At 38.2% G+C, this 12,830-nt stretch carries 10 protein-coding genes; 2 read left to right on the forward strand and 8 right to left on the reverse strand.

The window, feature by feature from the left end:
* Positions 1-63 precede the first annotated feature (63 nt).
* The 8 genes from KTI78_RS04740 to pepN all read right to left on the reverse strand — a co-directional run bounded on the left by KTI78_RS04740 (position 64) and on the right by pepN (position 10,924).
* On the reverse strand, positions 64-615 hold the full coding sequence (locus KTI78_RS04740) for a TetR/AcrR family transcriptional regulator (protein ID WP_262445356.1): 552 nt from the start codon (positions 613-615) through the stop codon (positions 64-66).
* 658 nt (positions 616-1,273) lie between these two features.
* Positions 1,274-1,957, reverse strand: a complete 684-nt coding sequence (locus tag KTI78_RS04745; protein WP_239975296.1) for an SDR family NAD(P)-dependent oxidoreductase — start codon at positions 1,955-1,957, stop codon at positions 1,274-1,276.
* A 9-nt stretch (positions 1,958-1,966) separates the two neighbouring features.
* A complete protein-coding gene (locus tag KTI78_RS04750) occupies positions 1,967-2,728 on the reverse strand; it encodes an SDR family NAD(P)-dependent oxidoreductase (protein WP_239975295.1) in 762 nt (253 codons plus the stop codon).
* 241 nt (positions 2,729-2,969) lie between these two features.
* Complete coding sequence (locus tag KTI78_RS04755) at positions 2,970-3,989, reverse strand: spore coat U domain-containing protein (protein ID WP_262445357.1); 1,020 nt, start codon at positions 3,987-3,989, stop codon at positions 2,970-2,972.
* A complete protein-coding gene (locus KTI78_RS04760; protein WP_262445358.1) occupies positions 3,980-6,439 on the reverse strand; it encodes a fimbria/pilus outer membrane usher protein in 2,460 nt (819 codons plus the stop codon). Before KTI78_RS04760 ends, KTI78_RS04755 begins: the two co-directional genes overlap by 10 nt.
* A gap of 9 nt (positions 6,440-6,448) precedes the next feature.
* Positions 6,449-7,153 (reverse strand): molecular chaperone, encoded by a 705-nt coding sequence (locus tag KTI78_RS04765; protein WP_262445359.1) that lies wholly within the window; start codon positions 7,151-7,153, stop codon positions 6,449-6,451.
* Positions 7,154-7,224: 71 nt separating this feature from the next.
* Positions 7,225-7,755, reverse strand: coding sequence for a spore coat U domain-containing protein (locus KTI78_RS04770; RefSeq protein WP_016140628.1), 531 nt, complete (start codon positions 7,753-7,755; stop codon positions 7,225-7,227).
* 562 nt (positions 7,756-8,317) lie between these two features.
* Positions 8,318-10,924, reverse strand: coding sequence for an aminopeptidase N (gene pepN, locus KTI78_RS04775; RefSeq protein ID WP_262445360.1), 2,607 nt, complete (start codon positions 10,922-10,924; stop codon positions 8,318-8,320).
* A 317-nt stretch (positions 10,925-11,241) separates the two neighbouring features.
* On the opposite strand from pepN, the gene KTI78_RS04780 reads away from it, so the two are divergent.
* Positions 11,242-11,499, forward strand: a complete 258-nt coding sequence (locus KTI78_RS04780) for a hypothetical protein (RefSeq protein ID WP_239969194.1) — start codon at positions 11,242-11,244, stop codon at positions 11,497-11,499.
* A 149-nt stretch (positions 11,500-11,648) separates the two neighbouring features.
* The gene (locus KTI78_RS04785) at positions 11,649-12,806 is read left to right on the forward strand and encodes a hypothetical protein (protein ID WP_262445361.1); all 1,158 of its coding nucleotides are present in this window, start codon (positions 11,649-11,651) and stop codon (positions 12,804-12,806) included.
* The last annotated feature ends 24 nt before the right edge of the window (positions 12,807-12,830 follow it).

Here is a 12,830-nt window from a genome sequence, read left to right on the forward strand (position 1 = left end):
TTAAGTTGAAAAGCCCTCTTCGGAGGGCTTTTCTATAAGTTAAACACTAAAATATTAATCAACCTAAGTAAGTGTCGACATAAAATATTCTAATAATTTATCTCTTTCATCGATCTTATTTGCACTTAAAAGCTGCACCATGGCCCCATCAATCACAAACAAAAACATGTAGGCATCTTCAACTGTAGCGGTAACTTTTACAGTTAAAAGTAACTTATGAATTTCTTTAATGAACCAGTTTCGATAGTCACTGACGACTTTATAGGCTACGGGATAAAGCTTTTCAATTTCAAAAATGGCGTTAAATGGCAAACGATAAAAGCCCTCTAAGTTTGCATGTAAAAAGTAAATTTTCTTGAGCTGATCGAATGTCATAAGTTCACGGTACGAATGAATGATAGAAAACACCTCATGTTTTAATGCATCTGTTTGAAAAGTTAAGCTCATCTGAATGAGCCTTTGTTTGGAATGAAAATAGTTATAAAAAGTGGCTTTGGGAATTTTGGCTTCCTCAACAATTCGATCGACCCCGATGTAAAACCCATGTTGATTAAATAAATCTTTTGCCGCGTGGAGCACGCGAAGTGCTCTAAATGATGCTTCTAAATTTGGCATTTTTATACCGTTTAAAATAATTTTTTGTTGTATGTAAATGAGATAGAAATGCCGTCACTCTTAAATTGAGCGCTAAAAACAGGCATGGGTAAGCTACACAAAAGGTGTGCTCGCCTATCTCAGGTTTATTGTTGCTATGATTTTTTAGTCCTAACGATTCTTAAGGCGTAGAAAACCTAGTGTTGATTAAACCTTTTTAAAGACCGTTTACATGAGACAAATAGAAAGACTTTGGCAAAAGCCAATAAAGAAAAAGAATTAGTACGCATAGCGGACTCCTAGATGAAATAGAAGTTCTGCCAAATCACTGCTAAATGATTATGGTGGCAGAACGAAGAAGGGTTAGCAGACCAGTCATCTAGGAACCGGCACGCCCGAAGGCGTCCCTCCTCCGTCCTACCGCTACGAAGGGGGACGAACGAGTTCGACACCAAAAAATTTCTTTTTTGATGTACTAGATGAAAACGGTCTGCTAAAACCGACTGGCAATGTGGCCAGCAGGCAAAGAATAATCGGAGCGGTTTTGGGTGTCAATGTGATATTGGCTAGAAAACAGTTAAATAATTATTGTTTTTCATTCTCTTAACTTAATTTTATTCAACATCTTACTAAAGCTTTTATCAGTTGCTTTAAGTTGAGAATGTTGAACAAGCCAATTTCAAGACAAGCTAAGTTCTTGGCTCCATGCCGAATCAGGCTGCTGATAGATGTGCTGACAGACTTGCTTAAGAGATGAGGTAAAGTGCTGATTTTGCCCCTCCCATTTTTCAACCATGCAATAAGCAACATGAATACCTTTAGGCTGAAACTCTCTTGCCAATGACTGCGATAAAGCGCGAATACCCGCAAACATACTTTGGCCTAACACATCGTATTGAGTCGACTGACTAGAGGGTGCGCCAAGAAAAATAAGGGTCCCCCGCTGTTGTTTGAGCATCGGCTTAATCACAGCTTGCGCTACACTCACTGCACTTAAACCTGTGGTCTGCCAGCTATGTTCAATTTCTTCTAAAGATAACGCTTCGATGTTTGATGAAGATGAGAAACTTGGTTGAAATACACAGAGCTCAATAGTATGTCCATGGCTGGAAATATAACGCACCAAGCTTTTTAAATGATCTGCATTCACCAAGTTTAAGTGAACTGCAGTCACGCCATCATTTATAGAATGAATTTTCATATTCTGCACGGCTGAATCATGCACAACCTGATAAAGGTGTAATGGAAAGTGCGCATGTTTATCTAAAATTACAAAATCACGCTCGATCAGTTGTAGGTCATGGCCCGCGACCACTACACAGCCCTGCTTTTTTTGAAATCTTTGAAATATTTTTTTTAGCATTTTAGTCTCTCAAAATTTTTCTTGATAAGGGCGTAAATCTAGTTCATGTGTCCAAAGCTTCGGAGTTTGTTGGTAAAGCATCCAATAGTTTTCTGCAATCGCATCGATATTGAGGCCACCCGTGCCACGTGTAAGGCGGACTAAACGCCCCAGCCCTAATAAGGCTTTATTGACTCTATCGCCATCGACCATTCCATCAACAATCACATGAGCAATATGGATGCCTTGTGATTTATAAATTTGAGCGAGATTTAAAGCATAAGCTCGCAAAGCAGATTTACCCATGGTAAAGGCAGCAAAAAAAGGTTTGCCGCGCAAAGAAGCACTTGCTCCAGTAAAAATAAGCGTACCGTGATTTTGGTCTTTAAATATTTTTAGACAGCTTTGAGAAACTAAATAGGCCGATAAAAAAGTGGATTGCCACATTTGAGTAAAAAAAGACAATGGACTGCGTAAAAAGATCGAAGGAATATTTCCTCCCACATTATGAATTACGGCGGTAATCCGCTCGTTTTGACTAGTGATGGTGTCAAACAGGGCTTGTACTTGCTTTATATCTTCTGCATCCAGACGAAACGCTACAGCATCTCCACCATTGGAATGGATTTCTGCAGCCACTGCTTCAATTTTCTGGAAAGTACGCCCAGCAACATAAACTTTTAAACCTTCTTTGGCGAAAAGACGACACACGGCTGCACCAATCCCTTGTAATGCCCCGACGCCAATAACAACCACACAATCTTGTTTTTTATCTAGTGTTGCTGATGTCATAGACATTTCACCCTGTTTGTTTTTTATACACTAATGCAATCAAAGGACGAACCGACATTTATTCACCTTTATTTAATTGCCTGTACCCTCTTCTAGTTCTTTTTTAGAACTAATCAATAAATATACAGTATGTATTTTCAAGTCAAACTGTTTTTGATGACAGGTAAGTTTCAAAGAATGAAAATATATTGAAATTACGCAGATCCCTTCAGTGAAAAGATCCGCGCGTAGATTAAAAAAATTAATAAGTCACTGTCACAACAACACTATCAGAATAAGTGCCTGGTCTGCTTGCAATGGCAGTACCTTGCGGAATTTTTCCATAAACAGGTGTACTTTGAGCACTGCCTGTACCCGTTTTTGAGACTCCTCCTGTGCCCCCAACACTGGTTACGCCACCTGTAGCGTCCCAGACCGTACTATAGTTAGAATCTTTATAGAGCTGATAGGGAATAAATTCATTATTACTATTAACCATACGCCTGAACCCACCAGTGATGCGGTTATTGCCGTTTCCTAAATAAATACTGTATGGCGTTCCAAAATTACAAGTTGTATTTACCGCTCCTTGAGCTGTGTAATCTTTCTTAGTAATACCGATATCATTAATATTGCCAAAATCAACATTTGAAGTTGAGTTTAATTGGCACAGACTTGGAACCACAAAGTTCGCTGTTAGTAATGTATCGCCAGAATCCCAGCCACCAATTAAATCACCGCATATTAAGCCCAGAGCATCCATATCCCAATATAGCCGCACCGTAGCCGTATATGTTCCTTGAGGATAGGCAATAAGTGACCCTGTTCGGGCAGGCACTTTCACATTTACCGAGTAGTTAACAATATTATTTGAAGCAACCGTTCTTACTGGACCATACCAAACATTGGAGGTTTGGTTTGTGGTGGTAGAACCTGCTCCACCTACTGTACCCGCTACTGTATAAGGTAGTGAAACATTATTATGGCTATTCGTTGTTCCAGTAAAGACGGTTTTCATACACATATAAGCAGAAATCTGGGGAAGTCCCAAATTTGTACAAGTAATTGTTCCTGAAAGGTTTACAGTTGCCTCACTATTAATATTTGCTGCCGTATAGATAAAAGTATTATTGGTGGTTCCACTTACCGTACAAGCAGCATGTGCTGGACTAAAAAATGCATAAACGAGATAAAATAAGCAAATACCGATGAGGTATTTCAAAAACAATGGAATTTTCTTGCAGCTCTCTATTTGAGCCTTATCAAAAATACTTATCGACATACATAAGGTCCCAATTTCTTAGTTGAGTACTGATTACTGTTATAGGTGAAGTCAACTTGGCACGAACCATGATCCATAAGATCGACTTCAAGTTTGTTTTGCTTTAATAAGTTTTGAATAAATACTTCACCGTCATAGCCAACAATCCCATCCTGCTGCCCATTAATTTGAACCGTATAACCTGGCAATAATGGTGAATTGTTTTGATCAACAAGTTTTACTAATCCTGAAATAACCTGATGAGCACCAAAGTCAACTAGGGTTCCTTGGCGATAGCCGACCACTGTTTTTTGATCTGTTGCCTTAACGCTCCAATTTAAAGGAAGATAAGACGGATCTAAATAAATATGGTTCTCTTGATACGGCATAAGGCTAGGAATCAAAAATCTTCCAGACTTATCAGTAAAACCTAAATTAACCCCACCATTTAAAATCTGGCTTCGCGGTCCAGCATTGGTGACAACTGCATAACCGTCTCCAATTTCATTGGCCGCAAATATACGTCCCGCTGCCGCAACCAGTGAACCTGTTGCTGAAAGTGCAACCTGATCGTTATCTCCAAATCGGTTATAACGACCTGTCAGGTAAGCAGCACGCGCACGGTAAGAGGCATAAATCGAGGCATTATTGTCATGTGCATCCTGATCTCGCTCAACATAACCACCCCATCCAAATGAACCGATTTTCGGTTCCGATAAACCAAATATTTCTTGGCGATAGCTCAGTCTGCCACTCTCATTAGATACACTTGTGATCGCATTGAGTTTGTTAGACGGTGTATACCGCAGCGCAAAGTAAACGCCATAGTCCTTATTATTTTCATAATCTTTATAGGCAGAAGTATAAAATCCCCAGTTTTTATTAAGACTTCCGCTTAAGTTGGCAGACAGTAATTTATAGGAATTGTCGCTATATTTGATCTGGTTATATCCCAGATAAGCCCCATAGCCTGCGTAAAAGTTGTAGTTAATCCCTGCCCTAAAAATCTCATCGGCCAGTGCACTGTAGCTCAGATAGTTTTGTGACTCGGCATTAATCTGGTTATCTTTTAAATATCTGACTTGAGACACACGGGCAAGGTCAAAATAGTTATCAAATACTTTGCGGTAACTGGTGTTAAATGAAATATTTTTACTGATGCGCCCTTCTAAACCCAACAAGGCAGAATAGCCGTTTTCATCTTTATACTGGCTCGCTGCAATGTCGGCATTAATCACTCCAAAACCAAATAGGTTCTTGGCAAAACCTGTGCCGAGATTCGACAGGCCATCTGTTGAAGCTTCCACTCCTCCGCTTAAAGTCAGTGAATTGCTATAGCCGTAACGGATTGCACCTGATGCAAAGGTGACATCGTCGTAATCATTTGAATAAAGACCATAGTTATAACGAGGAACACCGACATCCACAGAGAACTCATTAATACCTTTTGCCAGAATCTTGGATGAAAAATAGTAAGGCTTTTTGGTAATGCTCTGCTGTCCTGTTGCATCCGTGGTCACTAGCGTGACTTCGTTGCCTGAAATAAACGGGAGCTGTTTAATGTCAAATGGGCCTGAAGGTACCAGTCCTGAATAAATCTTTTGCTGGTTAACGTATAAATCCAAGGTTGAAGGCAGTGCAGCCGAACCTGAGAATTGTGGGAGTGCCGAGGTGACAATATCACCGCGCTGGGTATAAGCACTCGACCACTGGAAGCCTGCAAGGCGTACACTACTACCCCAGTCGGGACTGTTAGAAATAAAATCCCCTAGGGTATAAATCCTGATCTTTTCAGGGTCAACATATTGCCACTTACTTTCTAGGCGTACCCATTTTTCATGGCTATAACTATCTTCATTACTTCCGTTATATAAAACCCCTGACGAAAAGTTACCAATCGCGCTGTTAAAAATTCCCTCAGCCGAACCTGAAAATGTATTTTCGTCATTGGTTATACTGTTATACAAGCTATAGTTAAGAATAGCCGCGTTTAACGGTTTCATCTTAAGCAAATGCGGGCTAGTAATCTGCTCACCATTGAGGTCCACTGCATAACCCGTCAACATGTTTGACGGCACTTGTAAATTTAGAGACTGCTCATTCTCTAGATATTTAAACTGGATTCCTTTTAGATCATTAATACATACCAATTGACTATCAGCAGTCTGCTCATCCATTTTCAGCCTTAAAGCTTTTAAGTCACGGACACGGATATATAACTTGCCATCTTTAGATTGTTTGACAGCAACCAAGTCTTCAGAAGCATTTGCATTAATAGAAATATTTAAAAAAAGCTGAGTAAAGTTAAGCTCTTGTTCCTGTTTATCACCCTTCGCTTGCGCATATTCATTGTTGCTATTTATAGCATCCGGAACACGAGGAGTTACTGTGTTCGTATGATCTTGAAGTTGCTCAGCAAAAGAATATGCAGGAAGATATGCAACACATAAGACACCTATAATGTATTTCATATAAGCCTCTTAAAGTGTTGTTTTCTTACCATTAACTGTCAGAGACACACTGTATTTATGAGTTGGCTGATATGTAAAATTATTAATAGTGTAACTTCGGTTCTGCTCCGCAAGAATATAGCCATTTACGGTGTTTACTTTAATCGGATAACTTTTTTTCGCTGTCATATCAACAAGCGTTAAATTATTTAAAAGCGCATGTCGATTTCCAATATTGTTAATATTTAAAGAAGGTGATTTCTGATTAGGATCAATTTTCCAACTCAGTTTAGTAATCGCGTCTTTATCTACTACAAATACAGGCAATGACGAACGTAGTAATACATTTATTCCTTGAGCTGCTTTACGGCTATCCGCGGGTTTTGGCAACTCATCAATAATAATACGATAGGTTTTTTCACCAGTAATCGCTGCCGGATTAATTCTGACAACGCGCAAATTATAAGAATCATTCGGTTTTAATTTTAAAAACGGCGGGCTAATCGCAATCTCATCTGTCGGGATAAGTTGATCTTGTCCATCCTTCTGCTTCCATTCAAACACACGAATCTGTAAATCAGTACTTTCATTCGACTGGTTAAATAAACTAATCGAAGAAGCACTCTGATTACTCAATATTTCTACATTCACAGGTGAAATTCGGATTGTAGCTGCACTCAAAGCGCTAGATAGAGATAAGAATAAACTCGTAATAATAAAGATATTTTTTTTCATGACTTGCCCAAATAAATCTTTTAAAGCATTAGCCCTTTAAAAGGGCTAACAGTATTTCTTATTTATAAAAATTAATAAGTTACGGTCACTGTTACTGTATCTAAATAACTACCAGCACTTGGTAAAGTCGTCCCGGCAGGAATACGACCATACACATTTACAGTTTGAACATTACCCGTACCGGTTCCGCTGTAGGCAGTTGTGGCAATACCAATTGCTGTTGCCCGTCCCGTGTCCGAGAAAAGGTTATAAGGAATATATTCTGTAGTGGTTGCTCCACCAATCATGCGACGTTGGGTTGATAAAACATTCTGACCACCATCAAATGATAAAGTCCACGGCACAGTGTTGTTACAAAGTACTCTGATTGGAGTACCACCTGTGGTTGTGGTATCTGCGTCTACATTGCTCGCAAGTGAACTTAATGTTCCAAAGTCTAAGACTGCATTTGAAGTTGTGCCTGTGGCTGAGGTATTTAGAACACAGCTATTGGTTACTGTCGCTCTAACAGTCAATGTACCTGTTGCTGTAGCGGCATTTGCTGTATTGAGAGAAAATAATCCTACAGCAATTGCTGATAAATAATAAAAAGTCTTTTTCATGGTCTAAAACCTTTTTACATTAAATTGTTGAAATTAATAGATGTAAAAAAATTAACCCTTAACATTACAATCATTTTAATTTGACTGCTCTTTTAGAGCTTATATTTTTTACCCTATTTTTGGCATAATACATAAAAAAAATTAAAATGTTTGACAGCATTTTTATTGGAAATTTCAAATAATAAAATATACTTACCCAAATTAACCACCAATAACAATCCATTAACATTACAAAAATTAAGTTATTGATTTTAAATATATTAATTAAATTACAATAAAATTTATTAGAAAAAATTTAAATAAATATGTCAATGGATTTTATTAAATTAATCCATAAGAAAGGATTATTTAGCACATTTATTTATGTTTACTTTTCTTTTTAGATTTATTTAAAGGTATATTTTAAATAGATCATTAACAATCATGATTAAAGCCATCAGCAAAATATTAAGCAATCTATCTACAGCAAAATCACTATAGAAAGAATTTCTGAAAACTATCTTTCTATAGAGATAAAATAAAGGCCTCATATGAGACCTTTATTTATTTTATTTCAAACTAATTAAACACTCAGCATACTATTTAAAGTTTCAGAAACGTTTTTCGACTTCACTTTAGGCTGTAATGCTTGTAAAGCCTGCTGAACTTGAGTGCGCTGAGGCTCTGCAAGCGTATACCAACGTGACAATACCTGTAATAGACGCGAACCTAAAATTGGATTTTTCTCGTCTAGATATTGTGCAAGATTAATAAAGTGAGCTACACCAAAACCCCATGTATTTTCAGGGTTATTTGATAGGCCACCGCTTACAGCACGAATACGGTTTGGCGTTGTTAAATCATAGTCAGGATGTTGAGTTAAGTACTCAATTGTTTCTACGGTCGCATTTGGATTCGCAGCTTGAATCATAAACCACTGATCTAAGGACAAAGCCTCGTCTTTAAAACGGTCATAGAAATCAGCAAGTACTTCTTGAGCTTGAGGTGCATTTTGCCAGACCAATACACGTAGTGCCCCTAAACGTTCAGACATATTACCCGTGTTTTGGTACTGCACATGTGCTAATTCAAATGCAGTTTGATCGCCCTGACGAGCCATCATCATGAGCATGATATTCTTTAACGCACGTACACCCATCGCTAAAGAAAATTCTTTTTGCAGGTCTGGGTCAAGGGTTAGGTAAGTATCTTTCCAGAATGAACCTAATTCTTGTGCCAAACGATTAAGTAAGGCTTCACGTTTGACATGAATATCAGCAGGTGCATAGTCTTGATCGATACGGCTACCTAAATAACCTTCACTTGGTACATCAAATAAGCGCGAAGCTAAAAGCGGGTCACGACCCACTAACTCAGGCAACGTACTTTGAATAGCTTGAATGTACGCATCTGCAGAATGGTCTTCTAACAAAATACGTTCAAGCAAAGTTTGTGTTGCTTGCCACTGGTTAAAACCATTTGTTTCGTGCTGAATTAAGAATGCTAATTCTTCATCACTATAATCAAATACAAGATTTACCGGAGCAGAGAAATTACGCAGTAACGACACTACGGGTTGCTCAGTCACCCCTGTAAATTCAATAGTTGTCTCATCTTGGTCAAACAAGTACACGCCATCTTTAACATCATTTACGAATAGACTGTCACTGTGCAATGTATATTGCTCACCTGTTTTCGCATTAAATAGGGCTAAAGCTACAGGAATCGGAACAGCTTTTAAATTTGGATATTTAGGGTGTGTTTTTAGGCTTTGTTTAAAGCTTAAACAGTAAGTTTGTGCTGCAGCATCATATTCACCTTTTGCTTCAAGCTTTGGTGTACCCGGTTGGTTGTACCAAGTTAAGAATGCAGATAAATCGACACCTGAACCCGCTGATAATGCAGCAACCCAATCTTCTACAGTCACGGCTTGGCCATCATGACGGCGGAAATATTCATCCGTACCCTTACGGTATTTTTCTTTACCCAACAAAGTCGACATCATGCGGTTAATTTCCGCACCTTTTTCATAGACTGTCGCTGTATAGAAGTTATTAATTTCGACAAAATGGTCCGGACGTGGTGGATGCGACAATGGACCTGCATCTTCAGGGAACTGATGTGATTTAAGTACAGCGACATCATCAATACGTTGAACCGCAGCAGATTGTAAATCTTCAGAGAAAGACTGATCACGGAATACCGTTAAACCTTCTTTTAAGCATAGCTGGAACCAGTCACGGCAAGTAATACGGTTTCCTGTCCAGTTATGGAAATATTCATGGGCAATCACAGACTGCACACGCATAATTGCAGCGTCCGTGGTGTATTCTTCATCGGCCAGCACGCATGAAGTATTAAAGATATTTAAACCTTTATTTTCCATTGCACCCATGTTGAACTGGCTCACCGCAACAATCATATAGTTGTCGAGGTCATATGCGCGGCCATAGTGTTCTTCATCCCAACGCATAGAATGCTTTAATGCTTCCATCGCGATATGGCATTTTGGAATGTCTTTCTCGATTGCATAGATTTCTAAAGCAACATCACGCCCTTCAGAAGTCGTATAACGATCTTTAAGTACAGCTAAATCACCAATAACACAAGCAAATAAATAGCTTGGCTTTTTAGTCGGGTCTTGCCAGATTGCAAAATGACGGTTTTCACCTACTTCACCAGTTTCAAGCAAGTTACCATTGGCAAGTAATACCGGATATTTTTTATCTGCTTCTACACGTGTTGTAAAGACAGAAAGTACGTCCGGACGGTCTGGATAGAATGTAATTTTGCGGAAACCTTCAGGCTCATTTTGCGTAACAAATAATTCATCTGCTTTATATAAACCTTCAAGCTGAGTATTGGTTTCAGGATGAATAATGACCTGTGTTTGTAAAATGACTTCATCTGGTGCATCAGTGATCACCAGTTGCTCACTATCGAGTGAATATTGTGCAGGAGTGAGAACTTGACCATTGAGCTGAATAGATTGCAACTCAAGATCACGGCCCAATAACACCAGATCTCCAGCAGTTTGGCGCTTCATCACCAATGTTGAATCAACAATTGTTTTATCGTCATAAACTTGAATATCAAGATTAATGGATTCAACCAAGAACGAAGGTTTTTGATAATCTTTTAAATAAACTGTTTGATCTGCCTGAACTGGAGGCTGTGCCGCAATATTCATCTTTATTCCTTATATACTTTTCGGAAACCGTAGTACAAATTGTTATGAGTTGACCATATTCAATCATACATACTGTGTTTACTTACCTTTATAAAATTAATGGGACTTCATTTATACATTTCAAATTAGAATCGTCTTTTATTAGCACAGATTAGACCAAATTTACGATAATCGCTGCTTATATAATCAATCTATACAATAAAAATAAAACAACTTCAGCTTTTAACATTTTTTAGAGTCAGCTTACATTTTGGGCATGGTTCTTGCCTTCTCTCATAGACCAATATGAATATTTCAATGAGACAAGAGGTATTAACATGGAATTAAAAGCACATTTTCATCGCTTAGAAAATATTAAAGCGATTCATGATTTAGACGCAGCAGGACTTGACCACCACGTGATTGCAGTTTTTCTATCTGCCGAGGGCGTTTCAATGACAGCTCAAGAGGTAACTACAATCGTCAATACTTATGACGCTTTAGGTAAAGTTAAATTACCAAGTAAAAAAGTACAGGCACTTATCAATGCTAAAAAACTTAGTCAACATGATGAGAGCTTGCCGTGCCCTGTTTAATTAAACTTCGAATTATGATGAAGACCTAAAATCTAAACGTAGATTTTAGGTCTTTCTATTTTAGCAACAAACAAAAAGACAATCTCAGCCATCGATAGCGTTGCTGTGTATAATAGCCCTTTCATTTTTTATTTTATGTTCGGAGCAAAATGGCCTTACAAATTCTACAAAAACAGCTAGATGAAAGTAGCCATTGTCCTCTCTGCCAAGCTTCGATGTACTGGGTAGATGCCGAGCAATTTGAACAAGACATTCAATTTCATGAATGCAGTCATTGTCAGCACCGCATATTTAAAGATGAAAAAATGACGTGCCACTGTGAAACTTGTACTAAACAACGTAAAAAGCTTTTACAGCAAACACGCTTACAAGAACAACGCCAATTTAAGTCAAAAGATCAACCACAGCGAAGTCTGGAACAACTGAGTTTTTTATATAAATTATTTTTACTTAGTGTACTTGATGACTATGCCCGTGATGATATTGCACATGATGAATACATTCACTGGGACCGGATTAAATCCCATCACATTACTCCGAACTGGATGTTTCAAAACTATCTAATTAAACAACTTCATAAAGATGGAATTTTAAACGCTCAAGACCAAGCGGATGAACCTCAATGCTTTTATCTAAATATTCGACTAGATGGTTATAGCGACCCAAGTTTATTTAGTGTTGCCCAGCAACTACGCCATTGGTTTTATGAAAACTTAAGTCTCGGTATACCATTTCGCAGTGCCGATGAAGTGAAAGATGTGCTATTTCAGGTGCTCTATCAAGAAATTATCCAGTTTATGCAGTTCTATTGTAGAACATGGGGCGTTCAAATTGCAGGAAGTACTCATTTCCAAACTTTTTGCTACCGTTTAATGGATTCATTAGCGATTGGACAAATTTACTATTTGATTCAAACGGCGCTCGAATATCTTTATAAACAAAAGGCTCTACAGCCGCGCAATGAAAAATTTATTAATACCAATTTATTAAAGAAAACCTTAGAACAATATCGTGAGAGAGCCTTAGCCGAAAAGTGGGAAACCTCAATGCTGCCTCGTCCTCACAATATTCCTTACAGTAAAATGAGCTATATTTTGCTTAACCGCTTCTTAGGCTACGATGAACAGATATTCGTACAACCTGTCTGGAAAGCATGGCGTAAAATTGAACCGCGTTTAAACTTTTATTCGGTTAAACGTTGTATGCATTGTGGTTCAAATGATTTAACTGTTGATTATGATGCGGCCGATTATGTTTCTTTGATTTGCCAAAAATGTAAGCATCAAGATCACTATTTCACCCACTAAATCTTTAATCACTTTGGCTTGATA

It is taken from the genome of Acinetobacter sp. WU_MDCI_Abxe161 (assembly GCF_025514355.1).
In the GTDB taxonomy this organism is placed as follows: domain Bacteria; phylum Pseudomonadota; class Gammaproteobacteria; order Pseudomonadales; family Moraxellaceae; genus Acinetobacter; species Acinetobacter pittii_E.